Origin of the sequence: Inquilinus ginsengisoli (assembly GCF_031453975.1) — a bacterium.
In the GTDB taxonomy this organism is placed as follows: domain Bacteria; phylum Pseudomonadota; class Alphaproteobacteria; order DSM-16000; family Inquilinaceae; genus Inquilinus; species Inquilinus ginsengisoli_A.
In genome coordinates, this window is the sequence record NZ_JAVDPW010000011.1 from 160348 (window position 1) to 179705 (window position 19358).

Annotated in this window: 18 protein-coding genes; 10 read left to right on the plus strand and 8 right to left on the minus strand. The window is 70.5% G+C overall.

Annotated elements, in window-relative coordinates; translation table 11 throughout:
• The first annotated feature begins 14 nt into the window (after window positions 1-14).
• From E9232_RS28735 to E9232_RS28765, 7 genes are all read left to right on the plus strand, one after another.
• On the plus strand, window positions 15-836 hold the full coding sequence (locus tag E9232_RS28735) for an ABC transporter permease (RefSeq protein WP_309800035.1): 822 nt from the start codon (window positions 15-17) through the stop codon (window positions 834-836).
• Entirely contained in the window at window positions 833-2515 is a 1683-nt protein-coding gene (locus E9232_RS28740) for an ABC transporter ATP-binding protein (protein WP_309800037.1), read from the plus strand. Before E9232_RS28735 ends, E9232_RS28740 begins: the two co-directional genes overlap by 4 nt.
• Window positions 2516-2542: 27 nt before the next feature.
• The gene (locus tag E9232_RS28745; RefSeq protein WP_309800040.1) at window positions 2543-3475 is read left to right on the plus strand and encodes a Rossmann-fold NAD(P)-binding domain-containing protein; all 933 of its coding nucleotides are present in this window, start codon (window positions 2543-2545) and stop codon (window positions 3473-3475) included.
• 61 nt (window positions 3476-3536) lie between these two features.
• Complete coding sequence (locus E9232_RS28750) at window positions 3537-5084, plus strand: ABC transporter substrate-binding protein (protein ID WP_309800043.1); 1548 nt, start codon at window positions 3537-3539, stop codon at window positions 5082-5084.
• A gap of 19 nt (window positions 5085-5103) precedes the next feature.
• Window positions 5104-5931: a helix-turn-helix transcriptional regulator gene (locus E9232_RS28755; protein WP_309800045.1), complete on the plus strand. Its 828-nt coding sequence runs from the start codon at window positions 5104-5106 to the stop codon at window positions 5929-5931.
• Window positions 5928-6887, plus strand: coding sequence for a threonine/serine dehydratase (locus E9232_RS28760; RefSeq protein ID WP_309800046.1), 960 nt, complete (start codon window positions 5928-5930; stop codon window positions 6885-6887). Before E9232_RS28755 ends, E9232_RS28760 begins: the two co-directional genes overlap by 4 nt.
• Before the next feature lie 45 nt (window positions 6888-6932).
• Window positions 6933-8018: a pyridoxal phosphate-dependent aminotransferase gene (locus tag E9232_RS28765; RefSeq protein ID WP_309800048.1), complete on the plus strand. Its 1086-nt coding sequence runs from the start codon at window positions 6933-6935 to the stop codon at window positions 8016-8018.
• Window positions 8019-8049: 31 nt separating this feature from the next.
• On the opposite strand, the gene E9232_RS28770 is transcribed toward E9232_RS28765, so the two are convergent.
• From E9232_RS28770 to E9232_RS28780, 3 genes are all read right to left on the minus strand, one after another.
• Window positions 8050-8469 (minus strand): cupin domain-containing protein, encoded by a 420-nt coding sequence (locus E9232_RS28770; protein WP_309800050.1) that lies wholly within the window; start codon window positions 8467-8469, stop codon window positions 8050-8052.
• A gap of 13 nt (window positions 8470-8482) precedes the next feature.
• Window positions 8483-9547, minus strand: coding sequence for an isocitrate/isopropylmalate dehydrogenase family protein (locus tag E9232_RS28775; protein ID WP_309800052.1), 1065 nt, complete (start codon window positions 9545-9547; stop codon window positions 8483-8485).
• A gap of 116 nt (window positions 9548-9663) precedes the next feature.
• Window positions 9664-10569, minus strand: a complete 906-nt coding sequence (locus tag E9232_RS28780; protein WP_309800054.1) for a GntR family transcriptional regulator — start codon at window positions 10567-10569, stop codon at window positions 9664-9666.
• 125 nt (window positions 10570-10694) lie between these two features.
• On the opposite strand from E9232_RS28780, the gene E9232_RS28785 reads away from it, so the two are divergent.
• Together E9232_RS28785 and E9232_RS28790 are read left to right on the plus strand one after the other, a co-directional pair.
• On the plus strand, window positions 10695-12200 hold the full coding sequence (locus E9232_RS28785) for a serine hydrolase domain-containing protein (protein ID WP_309800056.1): 1506 nt from the start codon (window positions 10695-10697) through the stop codon (window positions 12198-12200).
• Window positions 12201-12216: 16 nt separating this feature from the next.
• Complete coding sequence (locus tag E9232_RS28790; RefSeq protein ID WP_309800058.1) at window positions 12217-12864, plus strand: SGNH/GDSL hydrolase family protein; 648 nt, start codon at window positions 12217-12219, stop codon at window positions 12862-12864.
• 7 nt (window positions 12865-12871) lie between these two features.
• Here the strand turns inward: E9232_RS28790 and E9232_RS28795 are convergent, their stop codons facing one another.
• The 5 genes from E9232_RS28795 to E9232_RS28815 all read right to left on the minus strand — a co-directional run bounded on the left by E9232_RS28795 (window position 12872) and on the right by E9232_RS28815 (window position 17983).
• Window positions 12872-13870, minus strand: a complete 999-nt coding sequence (locus tag E9232_RS28795) for an amidohydrolase family protein (RefSeq protein WP_309800060.1) — start codon at window positions 13868-13870, stop codon at window positions 12872-12874.
• Window positions 13867-15171 carry a M24 family metallopeptidase gene (locus E9232_RS28800; RefSeq protein WP_309800063.1) on the minus strand — a complete coding sequence of 435 codons (1305 nt, stop codon included), beginning with the start codon at window positions 15169-15171 and terminating at the stop codon, window positions 13867-13869. The genes E9232_RS28795 and E9232_RS28800 overlap by 4 nt, the downstream gene beginning before the upstream one ends.
• A gap of 16 nt (window positions 15172-15187) precedes the next feature.
• Window positions 15188-16234 carry an ABC transporter substrate-binding protein gene (locus E9232_RS28805; protein ID WP_309800066.1) on the minus strand — a complete coding sequence of 349 codons (1047 nt, stop codon included), beginning with the start codon at window positions 16232-16234 and terminating at the stop codon, window positions 15188-15190.
• Window positions 16235-16328: 94 nt separating this feature from the next.
• Entirely contained in the window at window positions 16329-17177 is an 849-nt protein-coding gene (locus tag E9232_RS28810) for an ABC transporter permease (protein WP_309800309.1), read from the minus strand.
• 2 nt (window positions 17178-17179) lie between these two features.
• Window positions 17180-17983, minus strand: a complete 804-nt coding sequence (locus E9232_RS28815; protein ID WP_309800068.1) for an ABC transporter ATP-binding protein — start codon at window positions 17981-17983, stop codon at window positions 17180-17182.
• 286 nt (window positions 17984-18269) lie between these two features.
• On the opposite strand from E9232_RS28815, the gene E9232_RS28820 reads away from it, so the two are divergent.
• Window positions 18270-19337 carry a LacI family DNA-binding transcriptional regulator gene (locus tag E9232_RS28820; protein ID WP_309800070.1) on the plus strand — a complete coding sequence of 356 codons (1068 nt, stop codon included), beginning with the start codon at window positions 18270-18272 and terminating at the stop codon, window positions 19335-19337.
• Window positions 19338-19358: the final 21 nt, after the last annotated feature.

Sequence of the window (19358 nt, forward strand, 5' to 3'; positions counted from 1 at the left end):
GGGGTGGCCGTGGAATGAAGAAGCACCTCTCCTTCAGCGCCGCCATCGGTGGAATCATCATTGGCACTCTGCTCGTCGCCGCATGCTGCGGCGCCCTGTGGACGCCGTACGACCCCCTGGCGCTCAGCTTCCGCGCCAAGCTGGCGGCGCCCAGCGGCCTGCACTGGCTCGGCACCGACGAATTCGGCCGCGACGTGCTCAGCCGCCTGATGGCCGGCGCCGCGACCAGCGCCTGGATCAGCCTGCTCACGGTCACCGTCGCGGTCAGCCTGGGCACCGTCATCGGCGTCTTCTCCGGCTATGTCAGGGGCTGGGCCGACCGCATCATCATGGCCTTCAACGACGCCCTGCTGGCCTTCCCCGGCATCCTGCTGGCGCTCGGCCTGCTCGCCGTCGTCGGCGCCAACAAATACGGGATCATCGTGGCGCTGGGCCTCGCCTACACCCCATCGGTCGCCCGCATCATGCGCGGCACGGTGCTGTCGCTGCGCGAGCTGGAGTTCGTCTCCGCCTCGCGCGTCATCGGCAATTCCGAGGCCTACACCATGGCCCGCCACATCATGCCGAACTGCATCGCGCCGCTGACCGTGCTGGCGACCTCGATGTTCGGCTGGACGCTGCTGGCCGAAAGCTCGCTGTCCTTCCTCGGGCTCGGGGTGCCGCCGCCGGCGCCGACCTGGGGCAACATGCTGGCCAGCAGCCGGCCCTACATCGCCCAGGCGGTCTGGCTCGGCATCTTCCCCGGCCTGTGCATCTCGCTCACCCTGCTGGGCATCAACCTCCTGGGCGACGCCATCCGCGACCGGCTCGATCCGCGCATGAGGGGCACGCGATGACCGCCCAGGACGCGCTGCTCTCGGTCCGCGATCTCACGCTGCAGATTGCGGGGGCCGGAACCGTGGTGGTCAACGGCGTCAGCTTCGAGGTCAACCCCGGCGAGATCGTCGGCATCGTCGGCGAATCCGGCTCGGGCAAGACCCTGGCGGCGCGCGCCGTGATGGGGCTGGTGCCGCCGGCCATCCGGCGGGCCGCGGGGTCGATCCGGTTCGAGGGCCAGGAGGTCACCTCCATGGCCCCGAAGCGGCTGCGCGCGCTACGCGGCGCCCGCATCGGCATGGTGTTCCAGGAGCCGATGACCTCGCTGAACCCGTCGATGCTGCTGGGCGAGCAGCTGGACGAGGGGCTGGCGCTGCACCGCAAGCTGAAGCCGGCCGAGCGCCGGGCGCTGATCCTGGACATGCTCCGCCGGGTCGGCCTGGGTGATCCGGAGCGGGCGCTGGCCTCCTATCCCCACCAGTTCTCCGGCGGCATGCGGCAGCGCATCATGCTGGCCTCGGTGATGCTGCTGCAGCCGGCGCTGCTGGTGGCCGACGAGCCGACCACGGCGCTGGACGCCGTGGTGCAGCGCGACGTGCTGGAGCTGATGGTCGGGCTGACCCGCGAGCACCGCACCGCCGTGCTGATGATCAGCCACGACCTCGGCATGGTGGCGCGCTACAGCGACCGTGTCATCGTCATGTGCCAGGGCGAGATCGTGGAGCAGGGCGCGACCCAGGACCTGCTGGCCGGGCCGCGCCACCCCTACACCCGCAAGCTGCTGGCGGCGATGCCGCTGCGCGGCCCGTCGCGCAGCTTCCCAGCCGACGAGACGCCGATCGTCGCGGTGCGCGACCTCGTGGTCGATTATCCCGGGCGCCGGCGCCTGCTGCGGCGGGAGGAGGGCAAGCGCGCCCTGCACGGCATCAGTCTGCAGGTCGCACCGCGCCAGGTCGTCGCCGTGGTCGGCGGGTCGGGTTCGGGCAAGACCACGCTCGGCCAGGCCATCGCCGGGCTGGTGCGGCCGACCGGGGGCGAGATCCTGTTCGACGGCCAGCCGATCACCCGCAGCGAGACCGGCTACTGGAACTACCGCCTGAACTGCCAGATGGTGTTCCAGGATCCGTATTCGTCGCTCGACCCGCGCATGACCATCGGCGGGCTGGTCGGCGAGCCGCTGCGCTTCGTCGAGGGCATGGGCCGGGCCCGCAAGGCCGAGCGCGTGCGCGAGGTGCTGGGCGAGGTGGGCCTCGGCGAGGCCTTTGCCGGGCGCTATCCGCATGAGCTGTCGGGCGGCCAGCGCCAGCGCGCGGCGATCGCCCGCGCCCTGGTGCGCCGGCCGAAATTCGTCATCGCCGACGAACCGGTCTCGGCCCTCGACGTCACCGTCCGGGCGCAGATCCTGGAGCTGTTCGCCGGGCTGCAGGCGCGGCATGGCTTCTCCTGCCTGTTCATCAGCCATGACCTCGGCGTGGTCGAGCAGGTGGCCGACCGCGTCGTGGTGATGAGCGAGGGCCGGATCGTCGAGGAGGGCACCCGCGACCAGATCTTCGACGCGCCGAAGGATCCCTATACAAGACGCCTGCTGTCGGCCGTGCCGGCGCTGGAGAACGCCCCCAATGGCGGGGTGCGCCTGCTGTGGCGGCTGGACGGCGACAAGGCGGCGGCGCGGCCGCCGGCAATGGCCGAGGCCCTGTAGGGTCGGCACGGAAGCGAGGATCGCGGCATGAGGGTGGTGGAACTTCCGGAGATCCTGGCGGCCCTCGACGAGGACGCGGCCCTGGCGGCGGTGGAGGCGGGATTCCGCCGCTATTCCGCCGGCGAGGTCGAGGTCACCGCGGTCGGCCATCTCGGCTTCACCGACCCGCCGGGCGACTGCCACGTCAAGGGCGCCCATATCGCCGGCGACGACGTGTTCGTGGTCAAGCTGGCCACCAGCTTCTACCGCAATTCCGAACGCGGCCTGTCCTCCAGCAACGGCTTCATGGCGGTGATCAGCGCCGAGACCGGCGAGATCCTGGCGGTGCTGCACGACAAGGGCCAGCTGACCGACCGGCGCACCGCCATGGCCGGCGCCATCGCCGCCCGGGCGATCGCCCGGCCCGGTTCCGCCACGCTCGGCATCGTCGGTGCCGGCATCCAGGCGCGGCTGCAGGCGCAGCTGATCGCCCGGGTCCTCGGCCTGCGCACCGTGCTGGTCTGGGCGCGCAACGGCGATCGCGCCGAGGCCCTGGCGGCGGAGCTGGGCGGCCAGGCCGTCGGCCTGCCCGATCTGTGCACCCGCGCCGACCTGATCGTGACCACCACCCCGGCGACGGCGCCGCTGCTGACCGACGCCATGATCCGCCCTGGCGCCCGGATCGTGGCGCTGGGTGCCGACAGCCCGGGCAAGCAGGAGCTGGAGGCCGCGATCCTGGGCCGCGCCCGGATCATCGTCGATTCCCGCGCCCAATCCGTGGATCACGGCGAGGCCGGATGGGCCGTGCGCGCCGGGCTGGTCGATGCGGCGGCGCTGGTCGAGCTCGGCACCCTGCTGGCATCGCCGGTCGCCTTCCGGCCGGACGACATCGTCGTGGCCGACCTGACCGGCGTCGCGGTGCAGGACGCCGAGATCGCCAAGGTGGTGTGGCGCGGCCTGCGGCCGGACGGAGAGGCCTAGGTCAGGCGGGCCTGAACGCGGCCCGCCGAGGCAACAACCAAGACAAACACGGGGGTTTCCGATGAAAGCGATCGTATTGCCCATTTTGGTGGCCTGCCTCGCGGCCACGCCGGCTTTGGCCGGCGGCGACACGCTGCTGGTCCGGCTCAACGCCGACATCCGCTCGCTCGACCCCGGAACCAACCGGGACGGCAACACCGACCTGGTGCAGACCCATCTGTTCGAGGGGCTGGTGGCGTTCAAGGAGGATGCGACGGTCGGCCCGCTGCTGGCCAAGTCGGTCGACGTGTCGCCGGACGGCCGGACCTACACCTTCGTGCTGCGCGACGGCCTGAAATTCAGCAATGGCGAGCCGGTCACCAGCGCCGACGTGCTGTTCGACTGGAAGCGCTACACCGACCCGGACACCGGCTGGCGCTGCCTGACCGAGGTCGACGGCCGCGGCGCGGTGAAGGTCGCGGATGTCACGGCCAAGGACGACAAGACGGTCGTCTTCACCCTGGAGAAGCCGTCGGCCCTGTTCCTCGGCACGCTGGCCCGGCCGGATTGCGGCGGCACCGGCATATACCACCGCAGCTCGCTGGGCCGGGACGGGAAGTGGGTGACGCCGGTCACGACCGCCCCGTACAAGCTGGGCGAATGGAAGCGCGGCCAGTACATCGAATTGCTGCGCAACGACCACTATGTATCCCTGCCGGGCGACCGCGACGGGCTGACCGGCAACAAGACCGTGGCGATCCCCAAGCTCCGCTTCCTGGTCATCCCCGATGAATCGACGGCCAAGGCCGCGCTGCTGACCGGGGATATCGACCTGAACTACGACGTCGAGAACGCCGATGTGGCGGAGTACCAGTCCACCCCGGACCTGGTGACCGACACGTCGCCGACCATGAACATCAGCGACTTCCTGTTCCAGACCAACGACCCGCTGCTGTCGGATGTCCGCATCCGCAAGGCGTTCCTGCTGTCGCTCGACATGCCGGAGCTGGTCGGCCAGGTGACGTCGGGGCAGTCGCAGCCGAACAACTCGCCGATCCCGCCCGCCAGTGCCTTCCACAAGGCACCGCAATCCGTGATCGTCCAGCGCGACATTCCCGCGGCGAAGACGCTGCTGGCCGAAGCCGGCTATGACGGCCGGCCGATCAAGATGATCACCAACAAGCGCTACCAGCCGATGTTCGACCAGGCCATCCTGGCCCAGGCCATGGCGCAGGAGGCCGGGCTGAACATCGAGCTCGAGGTGATCGACTGGGCGACCCAGCAGGACCGCTACCTCGCCGGCAACTACCAGATCATGTCGCACGGCTTCTCCGCGCGCCTCGACCCGTCGCTGTCCTTCGAGATGTTCTCGGGCGACAAGACCAAGCAGCCGCGCAAGGTGTGGGACAACCCGGAGGCGGCGAAGCTGCTCGCCGCCAGCATGGAGACCTCGGACATCGCGCAGCGGCAGGCGCTGCTCGACAAGCTGGAGGCGCTGTATCGTGACGACGTCGCGATGATCACCCTCTATTCCGGGGTGCGCACCGGTGCGGCGCGCGCCAATGTCGTGGGCTACAAGGGCTGGGCCCTGGGGACGCCGCGCGCCTGGGGCGTCTCGTTCAAGCCGTAATCCGGAAAGGCCGCCGCCGATGTCCTCCGCACAAGCGCTTGCGCAGATCATCGGCGCGATCGGCGATCCGGGCTTCCCGGCGGTCGCCGCTGGTGCGGTCGGCGGACTGGTCGGGTTCGACCTTGCCGCCGTCGTGATCCACGGCCGCGGCCGGCGCCCCGCCCTGCTGTTCGACAATTTCGACCTGGCCGGGGGGCGGCAGGGCATCGAGACCTATGTCCGCGTCACCCATGCGGCCAACCCGATCCTGGCGCGGCCCCCGGCCACAGGCGCGTTCCGGGCCCGGGACTTCGCCCGCCGGCCGCCACCCCGGCGCGGTCCCGTCGCCCGCCACACGGTGCCGGCGCCGGAGGAGGAGCTGGGCTTCCGCACCATCGGCTGGCCGGAACGGCTGGAGGAGATCGGCCTGCATCTCGAGGTCGGTGACGGCATCGTCGAGTTCGGCTTCTACCGGCAGCGGCGGCCGCGCCCGGCCACGCTGCGCGACCTGCGGCCGCTCGACGACCTGCAGGCGCCGATCGCGGCGGCATTCGACAAACATCTGTCCCTGTCGCGTTCCGGGCAGCCAGCGCCCGCCGAAGGCGTCCTGTCGCCGCGCGAAGGCGAGGTCGCCGGGCTGCTGCTGGCCGGCTGCTCCTCCGACGCCGTGGCTGCGCGCCTGGCCATCAGCCGCCACACGGTCAAGGACCACCGCAAGCAGATCTTCCGCAAACTCGGCATCGGCTCGCTGGCCGAACTGTTCGCCTGGGGTCGGGGCACAACGACACCCCCCTCCCTGGAGGGATGGCGCGGCGACGCGGCGCCCGGCACCATCGCGGCCCAGACGTTCTGCGGGAGAGTGAGATGACATCCCTGTTCGATCGGATCATGGCGGCGCATGAGGCGATCCGGCCCCAGGTGCTGGTGACGCCGCTGGACCGCAGCCGGGTCCTGTCCGACGCGCTGGGCTGCGAGGTGCTGCTGAAGGCGGACCATCTGCAGCCGACCGGGTCCTTCAAGCTGCGCGGCGCCACCAACAAGATCCACACGCTGCCCGACGCCGAGCGGCGCAAGGGCGTGATCACCGCCTCGACCGGCAATCACGGCCAGGCTCTGGCCCGTGCGGGGGCGCTGGCGGGCGTTGCGGTCACGGTCTATGTCGGCGCGTCCTCCGCCCGCTCGAAGATGGATGCGATCCGCAGCCTGGGCGCCGAGCTGGTGGTGATCGACGGTCCGCCGATCGCGGCCGAGCTGGCGGCGCGGCGGGATGCGGGCGCGCGGGGGCTGACCTATGTCTCGCCCTACAACGATGCCGATATCGTGGCAGGGCAGGGGACCCTGGGCGTCGAGCTGATGCAGCAGGCGCCCGACCTCGACGCCGTGTTCGTCTCGGTCGGCGGCGGCGGGCTGGTCGGCGGCCTGGGCACCGCGATCAAGCAGATCCGGCCGCAGACCCGCATCGTCGGGGTGTGGCCGGAGAATTCGGCCGCCATGCTCGGCGCGCTGGAGGCTGGCGAAATCATCGATGTCGAGGAGCGCGACACCCTGTCCGACGGCACCGCCGGCGCGGTCGAGCCGGGGTCGATCACCTTCCCGATCTGCCAGGCGGTGATCGATGACCGGGTGACCGTCACCGAGGCGGAAATCGCGCAGGCCATGCGGCGGATCGCCGGGGCGGAGCGCTGGATGGTGGAGGGGGCGGCCGGGGTCGCCCTGGCCGGGCTGGTCCGGCAGGCCGAGGCATGGCGCGGCCGCAAGGTCGCCGTCGTGCTGTGCGGCCGCAACATCGCGCTCGACACCTTCATCAAAGCGGTCGCCGCCTGAGCGGGCGACCCCGATATCAGAGGTTCTTAAATGCGATATGCGCGCATGCCGATCGAGGTGGAATCGCCCGAGGAGTACGGTTACGGGCTGATCCGCTATAATCTCTCCGAAAGCTCGGTCGCGGACCGGACGATCTCCAGCCTGGGCCTGCAGATCCCGGACCTGACCCTGCTGTACGGCACCCATCGCGGCAGCGAGGGGCTGCGCGCCCTGATCGCGGCCGATGGCGAGGGGCTGAAGCCGGATGACGTGCTGATCACCGGCGGCGCCGCCGGGGCCCTGTTCATCATCGCCACCGCGCTGCTGGGCCGCGACGACCACCTGGTGGTGATCCGGCCGAACTACGCCACCAACCTGGAGACGCCGCGGGCGATCGGCTGCGCCATGACCACCATCGACCTGCGCTTCGAGGACGGCTTCCGCATCGACCTGGACGCCATCGCCGCCGCGGTCACGCCGCGCACCAGGCTGATCAGCGTGACCTGCCCGCACAACCCGACCGGGGTGATGTGCAGCGAGGCGGAACTGCGTGGCCTGGCCGATCTGGCCAGCCGCACCGGCTGCCGCCTGCTGGTCGACGAGACCTATCGCGACCTGTCCTTCGACGGTGCCCTGCCGCTGGCGGCGTCGCTCGGGTCCCATGTCATCAGCGTGTCGTCGCTGTCGAAGGCCTATGGAGTGCCCGGCATCCGGATCGGCTGGATCATCACCCGCGATCCGGCGCTGCAGGAGGTGTTCCTGGCGGCCAAGGAGCAGATCAGCATCTGCGGCAGCGTGGTCGACGAATGGATCGCGGAGCAGATCCTGCAGAACCGGGCCGCCATCCTGGAGCCGACGCTGGCGGAGATGCGGCGCCGGCGCGGCGTGGTCGCCGACTGGATCGCCGGGGAGGAGCGCCTGGACTGGGTGGCGCCGTCCGGCGGCGTGGTCTGCTTCCCCCGCATGCGGGCGGAGCCGCCGGGCGGCACGGGCGCGTTCTACCGGCGGCTGCTGGACGTCCATGGCTGCTATGTCGGCCCCGGCCACTGGTTCGAGATGCCCGACACCTTCTTCCGGCTCGGCTATGGCTGGCCGACCGGGGAAGAGTTCGAGGCCGGCCTGCAGGCGATCTCGGCCGCGCTGCGCGGGTGAGGGTGGGGCGGCAGCGACACGACGCGACCCGTCACCGTCGTTCGGCGTCGATCCGGCGGGTCTCGCCGGTGGCGACGAGGGTGCGGGTCGCGTCGACCGACGCATATGTCCAGAAGATCCGCAGCCGCCCGGTGGCGGAGGCGTTGACGAAGCGGTGCGGCACCTCTGCCGGCACCCAGGTGGTGTCATTGGTGCCCATGCGGTGGGTGATGCCGGCGATCTCCACCAGCGCTTCGCCCTCCAGCACCATCACGCTTTCCTCGCAATTGTGCGTGTGCAGCGGGATGGCGCCGCCCGGGCCGAATTCGGTGATGCCGTTGAGCAGGCTGGTGGAGCCGATGCGCCGGGCGACCAGCGGGATGGTCCTGGCCCCGCCGCCGCGCTCATGCGGGGTGATCTCCGCCGGGCGCAGGATCGCGGCTTCCGGGGCGCTGCGGGTGTCATCGGCCATCGCTGTTCTCCGTTCAGCGGCCGGCGATCGCGGCGACCACCGCCGCGGTGAAGTCGCCCGTGCCCTTGGTCCCGCCGATGTCGCGGGTGCGGGACTCCGGGGTGGCCAGCACGGCCTCGACGGCGGCCTCGATCAGCCTGGCGGCCCCGACCAGCGCCGCAGTCCCGTCCCTGCGGCCGCGCCAGTCCAGCAGCATCGCCGCCGACAGGATCAGCGAGGTCGGGTTGGCGAGGTCGCGGCCCTGGATGTCGGGGGCCGAGCCGTGCTGCGCCTGGGCGACGCAGAACTCGTCGCCGGCATTGATCGACCCGCCGAGGCCGAGGCTGCCGGACAGCTCCGACGCCTCGTCGGACAGAATGTCGCCGAACATGTTGGTGGTGACGATGACGTCGAAGCGGTCGGGGCTGCGGATCAGATGGGCCGCGGCCGCATCGACGATCAGCTCCTCCAGCGCCACATCCGGATAGTCCTGCGCCACCTTGCGCACCTCGCGCAGGAACAGCCCGTCGGACAGCTTCAGCACATTGGCCTTGTGCACCGCCGTGACCTTGCGGCGCCGGCCGCGGGCGATCTCGAAGGCCGCCCGGGCGACGCGGGCCGACGCCTTGGCGGTGACCTTACGCACCGACAGGGCCATGTCGGGGTCCGGCATGAACTCGCCGGTGCCGGCGAACATGTTGCGGTCGGAATAGAAGCCCTCGGTGTTCTCACGCACGATCACCAGATCCATCGGCTGGCGCAGCAGGCTGAGGTCGGGGCGCGAGCGGCAGGGCCGGATGTTGGCATAGAGCTCGAACCTGGTCCGGAGCTCGCCCGACGGGTTGATGCCGCCCTGGTCGCGGGCCGGGTACTCGTAATGCGAGACGGGGCCGAGGATGACGCCGTCCGCCTGCGGCACCGCGGCCATCACCTCGGCCGGCAGGGTGGTGCCGCGGGTCTTCAGCGTCGCCAGGCCGATGTCGCGCTGTTCGAAGGCGAAGCCGAGCGACAGGCGCCGGCCGGCCGCCTGCAGCACGGCCAGCGTCGCCGTGGTGATCTCGGGGCCGATGCCGTCGCCGGGAAGGACCAGGATCTTCATATCCGCCTCACGGGGAGCTTGGGGCCATGCCCGGTGTCGGCATCGTGCTGCCGGGGCATGCATCGTCACGTGGCGCCTTCTCTGGCACCGTTATGTATTTTGATCAACAATATTCATTAATCATGGGCGAAGGACGGCTTCAGCCGGCTGGCGCGTTCGAGATGGCGGCGCATCAGCAGGGCGGCCAGCTGCACGTCCCCGTCCTCCAGGCTGTCCAGGATTCCCATATGCTCGACATGGTTGTCATGGACCCGCTCGATCCCATGCTTCCAGTTGTAGACGGAGAACCGCCGCATCCGGTTCTGGCGGCGGATCGCCTCCAGCAGGAACCGGTTGCCCGAGGCCTCCGCGATGCCCTCATGGAAGGCCGCGTTGATCTCGAAGAAGGCGAGGCTGGAGGTCTCCTCCCACGGGGCGGCCAGGATGCGCTGGTGCTGCCGCCGCATCTCCGCCGCCCATTCCGGCGCCAGGCGGAACTCCGGCTCCAGGATCGCCGCGGGCTCGACGATCATGCGGTAGCGATAGGAGTCGCGGCGGATCTCGGCGCTCCAGCTGGTCAGGAACCGCCAGCCATAGCCGGGCTTGCGCTGCACCATGTCGAGGTCGGCCAGCCGGTCCAGCGTGGCGCGCACCACCGGGCGGGCCACGCCGTAGCGTTGCATCAGCTCAGTCTCCGAGACGGTGTCCTCCAGCAGGCTGCGGTCGCGGTCGCGCGCGATCAGCACCAGCAAATCCTCGCCCGCCGCGGCGTCGGCTCCGTTCGTCGCTGCAGCCTCGGGCAGGGCCACCAGCTCCACGCCGCGCTGCGGTCGCCGGATCACGATGCCGCGGGCGGCCAGGGCGTCGAGCGCGGCCCGGACCGGCGATCGCGACACGCCGAGCCGCTGGGCCAGAGGCTGCTCGTACAGCCGCTGGCCCGGGGTGACGCCGTCGGCGCGGGCCAGGGCGACGATGCGGTCGGCCAGGTCCTCCTGCAGCCGCGTCGCCGGGTCGCTCCGCTTCTCTTCTCTGGACATCGTCATCCAAAAAACATTTTATGGCCCTGGGACCAGGGTATGACGCCGGGCGGCGGCAGCGCAACCGGCGGGCCCGATCCTGCCATGGCTGCGGCCACGGCGCGGACCCTGTCGAGGAGAGCGGAGCAGAGATGACCAGCATCAGATTGCCGCGCGCGGCGCCGGCCGCGAAGAACGTCGATCCCGCCGGCATCCTGGCCTTCCTCGACGAGATCCGCGACGGGGGGCTGGAGCTGCACAGCTTCCTGCTGTTCCGCGCCGGGGCGGTGGTGGCCGAAGGGTTCTGGCAGCCCTATGGCCCCGACCGGGTGCACATGCAGCATTCCGCCACCAAGAGCTGGACCGCGACTGCGATCGGCCTCGCCATCGGCGAAGGACTGCTGACCCTGGAGGACAAGGTGGTCGGCTTCTTCCCCGACCAGCTGCCGGCGGAGGTCGGCGCCAACCTGGCGGCGATGACGGTGCGCGATCTCCTGACCATGCGCACCGGCCACCGCTCCGGCATTTCCGGCGGCGAATGGCGGCAGATGAAGGACAGCTGGGTTGCGGCGTTCCTGCGCGAGCCGGTGGATGAGGCACCGGGGCAGACCTTCATCTACAGCAGCGCCTCCAGCTACATGCTCTCCGCCATCGTCACCAGGGTGACCGGCCAGACCGTGCGCGACTATCTCGAGCCACGGCTGTTCCGGCCGCTCGGCATCGGGCCGGTGCGGTGGGACGTCTCGCCCGAGGGGCTCAGCACCGGCGGCAACGGCTTGAGCTGCACCACCGAGGATGTCGCCAAGTTCGGCGTGCTGCACCTGCAGGGCGGGATGTGGGAGGGGCGGCAGATCCTGCCGGCGGAGTGGGTGCGGGAGGCAACGCGCAACCAGGTCGACGAGGTCTGGATGGCCGCCCTCGACGGCAAGCGGTTCCGGCCGCGCGACCCATCCGAACGCTCGGCCACCGAGCGGCGCGAAGGCTATGGCTACCAGTGGTGGATGGCGCCGCATGGCGGCTATCGCGCCTCCGGACTCTACGGCCAGCAGTGTGTGGTGCTGCCGGAGCAGGATGCGGTGATCGTGTTCACGGCGGCGATCCGCAACGGCGACCGGCGCCTGTTCCCCGCCGTCTGGACGCATCTGTTCCCCGCGCTCGGGGCGGTGGGGCCGGATGCGGACCGGGTGCAGCCGGTGCTGGCGGGCCGGCTCGCCGCCCTGGCGCTGCCCGAGATCGAGGGGGCTGCCCAGTCCCCTATGGCGGCCACGGTCGACGGCCGGCGCTTCCGGTTCGAGCCGAACGAGGACGGCGTGTCCGGGATCTCGCTGGCGTTCTCGGCGGATCGCTGCGTCTTCACCCTGTCCGACCATCGCGGCACCCACCGGATCGCGGCCGGGCTGGGCCATCGCGTGGAAGGCGACACCACCATGACCGGCAACCTGCTGCATCACGAATACCAGCCGGATGTGCTGCGGGTGGTCGCCCGCGGCGTCTGGCTGGATGAGCGCCGCTTCGTCATGACCTGGCGCTTCGTCGAGACCGCGTTCTGTGACACCGTGACCGTGACCTTCGGCGACGGCGACGTCCGGCTGGACCGCCGGGTCAACACCAATGCCGGGCCGCTGGAACGGCCGACGCTGCTGGGGCGGGCAGTGTGAGACCGGGGAGACCGCTTTGACCGGGATAAAGACCATCCTTGCCTTCGGCGACAGCCTGACCTGGGGCGCCGACCCCGAAAGCGGCGGCCGCCACCGTTACGAGGATCGCTGGCCCAGCGTGCTCGAGGCCGGGCTGGGCGGATCGGCCCGGGTGATCGCCGAAGGCCTCGGCGGGCGGACCACGGTCTTCGACGACCATGCGGCGGCCGCCGAGCGGAACGGGGCGCGCATCCTGCCGACTCTGCTGGGCAGCCATTACCCGCTCGACCTCGTGATCATCATGCTCGGCGCCAACGACCTGAAGCCGCATGTCTGCGGCAGCGCCATCGGCGCCGGGGCGGGGATCGAACGGCTGGTCGAGATCGCGAAGACCTATCCCTATGGCAGGGGCGCCGCCGCGCCGCAGGTGCTGATCGTCGGCCCGCCGCTGTTCGGCGAGACCCTGGCCGGGGACCGCCAGCCGGCCGGCGGCCGCAGCATCGCCGAATCCAGGAAGCTGGCGGCGCGCTACCAGGACGCCGCGACCTATTGCGGCTGCGCCTTCTTCGACGTGTCGCGCGTGGCGGTGGCCTCCCCGATCGACGGCGTCCATCTGGATGCCGGGAACACCCGGGCCATCGGCAGCGCCCTGGTGCCCGTCGTGGCCGGCCTTCTCGGCCTGTGACCGGGACCTAGAGCAGGGCGCCGGCGGCGGTGGAGAGGATGAAGGCCTCGTCCTCGGCACCCAGGCCGGCGTCCCGGACCGTCCGCACCGGATCCGGGTCGGCCATGTCGAAGGGGTAGTCGGTGCCCAGCAGCACATGCCCCGGGGCGCTCTCGCCGACCAGGAAGGCCAGGGCGGAAGGGGAGTGGGTGACGCTGTCGAAATAGAGCCGGCGGAACGAGTCCGCGACCGATCCCTGCAGCCGCGCCCGGGCCTCCGGCCGCACCTCGTGGCCGTGGCGCAGGCGGCCGAGATTGTAGGGCAGCAGCCCGCCGCCATGCACCAGGCACAGGCGCAGCCGCGGGAACCGCTCCAGCACGCCGCCCAGGATCAGCCGCGCGCCGGCCACCGTTGTCTGCAGCGGGTTCTGGATCAGGTTGTTGAGGTAGTAGGCGCCGAACGGCCCGGTCGCCGGCTCCAGCGGCGGATGCACCATGATGAAGGCGCCCAGCGCCTCGGCCGCCTGCCACACCGGGTCCAGCGAGGGATCGTCGAGATAGAGGTCCGGGCCGACCGAGGTCGCGATCTCGATGCCGGCGAGGCCGAGATCGGTGACGGCCTCGTGCAGCATCGCCACGGCCAGGTCGGGGCTGTGCAGCGGCACGGTGCCGAGCCCGGCATAGAGCGTCGGCGCGGCCCGCACCACCGCCGCGATCTCCAGGTTCACGGCGCTGTGCAGCCACGCCGCGTCGGCCTCGCCCAGGCTGCAATCGCACAGCGCGATCCAGGGCGACAGGATCTGGGCGGCGACGCCCTGTTCGGCCATCGCCCGCTCGCGGATCGCCATGTCGTGCATGCCCGGCGCCAGCGGCACCCGCGCCGCCTTGCCGGCCAGGGTGACGCGGACGCCATCGGCGCCGCGCTGGACCGCGAAGCCGGCCCGCTCGCCGGCCTCGAACCGGCGCAGCAGCCCCTCGGGCACGATATGGGCGTGGGTGTCGATCGGGCCGGGGCGCAGACGGGTCATGCTTTCACGATTGTGAGTTCGAGCGGCCAGGTGTCGACGCATTCGCGGCCGTTTTCGGTGACGATGAAGGTGTGGCCGACGAACATGCCGAGAGTGCCGTCGGCGGTGATCGGGTTGGGCTCGGCCATGATCACCATGCCGGGCTTCATCACCGCCTCATAGGGCTCGACATCGATGTGGTCGGCATAGACATGCGGGCCGTCCGAGACGAAGTCGATGCCGTGGACATGGATCGGCCGCGACTGCACCCCGTTCTGGCGGAAGAACTCGCCGGCGGTGCGCAGCGCCTCGACCGGCCGGCCCGGGCCGATCTCGGCCACCATCTTGGTGTAGCCGGGCTCGGCGATCTCATCCCAGAACCGGCGGACCTGCGCCGGCGGCTCGCCCAGGCAGATCGGCTGGCCGATCTGGGCGCTGTAGCCGCGATAGCCGGCGGCCAGCTCCATCAGGATGATGTCGCCGGATTCGAGACGGCGGCTGGAGGGGCGGGGGTTGCCGAACACCATCGCCGGGTCGGCCATCGGGGTCGAGCCGATGATCAGGAAGTCGATGTCGCCATTGCCTTCCAGGATGGCGGCGCCGGCCGCGGCCCGCAGCTCGTATTCGGCCACGCCCGGCCGCACCCGCTCGGCGATCGCCTCCATCGCCCGGGTGCACAGCTTGCCGGCATGGCGGATGCAGTCCAGCTCCTCCTCGCTGTGCACCGACAGCAGCTCGTGCATTAGCCGCCGGGTGAACACCAACTCGGCCTCCGGCAGCTGCTCGCGCAGCACATTGTACTGGTTGACCGGCATGTAGTCGCCGTGGCGCGGGTCGATCTCCATCAGCCCGATGCGGCCGCGCTCCAGGCCGAGTTCGCGCAGCCGCTCGACCATGACCTCGGCGAACTTGCCGCTGCGGCTGGGGCGGACATCGGACAAGGCGCCGGCGGTCTCGCGCCGCACCGCTTCGATATGGGTGCCGCCCATCGAGTAGATCAGGGTCGGCTCGCCCTCGCGCGGGAACACCACGTAGTTGGCCAGGGCGTGCCATTCCCAATGGCCGGACAGCCACAGCATGCCGCCGCCGAAGCTCCAATGGCTGGGGCCGCCGCCGGCGATGACGCAGTCCAGCTCCAGCTCCTGCATCTTGGCGCGCAATGCGGTGTGGCGGCGGGCGTATTCCTGGGGCGAGAACTGCTCGTAGCGGGCGTGGCGGTAGTAGGGCGTGCCGCGCATGGCGTTGAAGGCGGGGCTCTGGTCGAGCCGCGTGCGCAGCTCCTCCCAGGGCAGGGCGGCGCGGGGCGTGGGGGTGTGGTTCATCGCGATGGTTCCCCGCTCAGGCCGAACAGCCGTTGATCTCGGTCGGGCCGCCGACCTTCTTCAGCGCGGCCTCGGCGATGGATTGGTCGACCAGCTGCTCATAGGTCAGGTTGCGGTCCGGCGGGATGTCGCCGAGCTCGACGCTGTTGGCGATGGTCCATTCCGTGCGCTTGCGGTCCAGCCCGATATTGACCGACCAGATGCAGTTCTTGGTCAGCTCGGCCCAGGCGAACTCGACCGCCTCCTTCGGCTTCTCGCTGGCCTCCATCATGATCGGGATGACCTTGTCCTTGTCGCGGTAGATCATCCGGTTGGCCTCGATCATCGCAGCGACGGCGTCGGTCAGCAGGTCGCGATCGTTCTTGATGAACTCGTCCGACGCGCCATAGATGTTGAACACATAGTCCGGCATCGCCTGGGCCAGCACCACCAGGACATGGGCCCCAGGCTTCTGCTGCGCCGCCAGGAACACGTCCTCGGGATGCAGCGACACGCCGTCGAGCTGGCCGGCGACCAGGCCGGGCAGGCGGCCGGCCAGGCCCTGGGACACGAACTGCGCGTCGTCGACGGTCAGGCCGGCATCGTGCAGCAGGGCCCGGGCCATCAGCCAGTTGAAGCCGCCGACGCCGCCGCCGGCCGCGCTGAGGCGCTTGCCCTTCAGGTCGGCCTTGGTCTTGATCTCCTCGGCCACGACGTAGGATTGCGGCAGCCGCGGCGCGAAGCCCCAGATCTGATGCGCCTTCATGCCGGACCCGACCATGGCGGCGGTGACGTTGGCGATGATCTTGCCCTGCTGCAGCGCGGCGATGACGGTGGCGGAGGATCCGCCCTCGAAGGCGATGATGTTGGCGTTGATGCAGTGCTTCTCGAACAGGCCCAAGCTCTTGGCGATGTAGGGCGTGGTGTGGACCACGTTCGGCGGCACCACCGACACGCCGATGTTCAGGTCGCGCAGCCCGTTGGGGCAGTCGGCCGCCTGCGCCCCGGCCGCGGCGCCGAACAGGGCGGCGGCGAAGGCGGACACGGCCAGGGTCGAGCGGATCCTTGGGAACGGCATCGTCATCGATTGTCCTCCCTGTGGCCCGGCCTCGGCCCGCGATGGTCGGGCTGCCGGGGCTGTCGACAGTTTCTTGTCCGCCAGCCTGTCCGGCCGGCGGTTACTCGCGGTGGGCGACGGTCCAGGGCGCGACCTTGCGCTCCAGCAGCCGCAGCAGGGCGGTGGTCAGCACGCCGAGCAGGCCGAGCGTGACGATCGGCACGAACATGCGGTCGATCTGGAAGGTGCTGGCGGTGCGCAGGATCAGGTAGCCGATGCCGGAGATCGCGGTGTAGAGGTCGGCCAGCACCATGCCGATCAGGCCGCGGCCGACGGCCAGGCGCAGGCCGGTGACGATGAAAGGCAACGCCGCCGGGATGATGATGTTGGTCCACAGCTGCCGTTCGGAGCAGCGGAAGGCGCGGCCGACATCGAGCAGGCCGGGGTCGACGTTCTTGACCCCCTGGTAGGTGTTGATCGCCAGCGGGAAGAAGGCGAACAGGAACAGGATCACCACCTTCGCCGTGGTGTCGAACCCGACCCACAGCACGATCAGCGGCACGATCGCCACCGTCGGGGTCGAGTAGAGGAAGGTGATGTACATGTCGAAGGCGGCGTCGAGCATGCGGTAGCGGGCCAGCGCCAGGCCAACGGTGATGCCGAACACGGCGGCCAGGGCCAGGCCGTAGACGAACACCAGCAGGCTGGGGCCGAGATAGCGCCACAGCTCGCCGCTGCCGATCATCAGCACCGCCGCCTTGGCCACGGCGATCGGGGTGGTGAACAGGATCGGGTCTATCCGGGCGCCGACCACCTGCCACAGCACCAGCATGATGGCGAGCGAGGTCAGGCGGATGGCCATGAGCTGCCGCCCCTGGCGCCGGCGGCGGCGGGCGCTGGCCTGCTTCGCCCGCGCCTGGTCGTCGGCGATGCCCTGGTCGGCCGGCGTCGCCGGCATGGGAACGGTCATGGTCACGCCACGGCCTCCTTAGCTCTGGCGCCCGCGCGCTGCGGGCGAAGCTGGTTCCAGATGTGCTCGCGCAGCGCGGCGAAGCGGGGGTCGGCGCGGACCGCGTCGACGTCGCGTGGCCAGCCGAAAGGCAGGTCGATGATCTCGGCGATGCGGGCCGGCCGCGCGCTCATCACCGCGATGCGGTCGCCGAGGATGATGGCCTCGTCGATCGAATGGGTGATGAACACCATGGTCTTGCGCTCGTCCGGCCGCTGCATCAGGGCCAGCAGCTCCTCCTGCAGCACTTCGCGGGTCTGGGCGTCCAGCGCGGCGAAGGGCTCGTCCATCAGCAGGACCGACGGGTTGGTGGCCAGGGCGCGGACCAGCCCGACCCGCTGCTGCATGCCGCCGGACAACTGGTAGGGATAGTGCTTCTCGAAGCCGGTCAGGCCGGCCAAAGCGAGATAGTGGTTTACCCGTTCGCGGATGATCGTCGACGACGTGCCGGCCATGGCGAGGCCGAAGGCGGCGTTGTCGTAGACCGTCTTCCATGGCAGCAGGCCGAAATGCTGGAACACGGTGGCGACGCCGTCGGGCGGGCCCTGGACCGGCTTGCCATGCACCACCAGCCGGCCGTCGCTGATGTCGGTCAGGCCGGCGATGCAGCGCAGCAGGGTGGTCTTGCCGCAGCCGCTGGGGCCGACGATGCACAGGATCTCCCGGCTGCGGACCTCCAGGCTCAGCCGCCGGAAGGCGACCACCGCGCCGTCTGCGAACAGCTTACTGGCATTGTCAGCCACGATGGCCGGGCCATGCTCCGTCATCGGATGTCCTCCCAATGGGCGCCTTGTGGCGTTCTTATGCGAACGATTGCAGGCTAATCGAACGAAACCCGGAGCGTCAATAGCCAACTCGGCGAAAATCGCAGGCAGGCGAGCTGCAGCCGCGAGAGTAAGCCGGTGTCAGGAGGGTTTCTGGTGGAGTTGCCAGCCGCTGGACCGCCCCGGGATCGGCAGGTTTCCGAGCTTCCAGGCCGCGGAGGCTCTTCGGTTTTGATAACGATTGCACAAGCCCCTATACTGGGGCCGGACCAGGGAGGCGCCAGGGGCGATGAGGAAGCGGGTGACGCTGAAGGATGTGGCTGCGGCGCTGGGGGTGCATGTCTCCACCGTGTCGCGGGCGCTCGACCCCAAGACCCGGCACCTGATCACGCCGGAGGTGGCCGAGCAGGTGGTGGCGGCCAGCGAGCGGCTGGGCTACCGGCCCAACGCGGCGGCCTATTCGCTGAAGACCAACCGCACCCGCACCATCGGTGTGATCGTGCCCGACATCACCAACCCGGTGTTCCCGCCGATCTTCCGCGGCGCCGACGACGCGCTGATGCGGCACAGCTACATCGCGATCCTCGGCAACACCGACAGCAGCCTGCGGCGGGAGGCGGCGATCGTCGACACGCTGCTGGCGCGGGGCGTCGAAGGCCTGATCATGGCCAGCGTCACGGCCAATGATTCCGTGGTCGGGCGGCTGGCGCAGGAAGGCCTGCCGATGGTCACCGTGAACCGCCGGGTCGACGATGCCGGCATCGCCTCGGTGGCGCATGACGAGCGCGAGGGGGTGCGGCGCATCCTGACCCACCTCGCGTCGCTGGGCCATCGCCGCATCGCCGCGATCGCCGGGCCGCAGGACCTGTCGACCGGGCGCAGCCGCCACCAGGCCTTCCTGGAGTACCGGGCGGCGATGGGGCTGGCCGAGGATGACGGGCTGGTGGTGTTCGCCGGCGGCTTCACCGATGCCGAGGGCGAGCGCTGCGCCGAAGAGCTGCTGGCCCGCGACCGCGGCTTCACCGCCCTGGTCTGCGCCAACGACCTGCTCGCCATCGGCGCCATCGCGGCGCTGCGGCGGCGGCGCCTGTCCTGCCCGGAGGACGTGTCGGTCACCGGCTACAACGACATGCCGCTGGCCGACCGGCTGTTCCCGCCGCTGACCACCATCCGGGTCGAGCAGTACAGGGCCGGCCACGCCGCCGCCGACCTGCTGATCGAGATGCTGGCCGAGCGCAGCGGCTCGGCCGAGCCGGCCCCGGCCCGCCACATCGTGCTGCCGGTCGAGATGGTGATCCGCGGCTCCACCCAGGCCCTGCCCGCGGTCAGCGTCGCCCGCGGCCGGGCCAAGGCGTAAGGCCGCGGTTGGTTCCTGCCG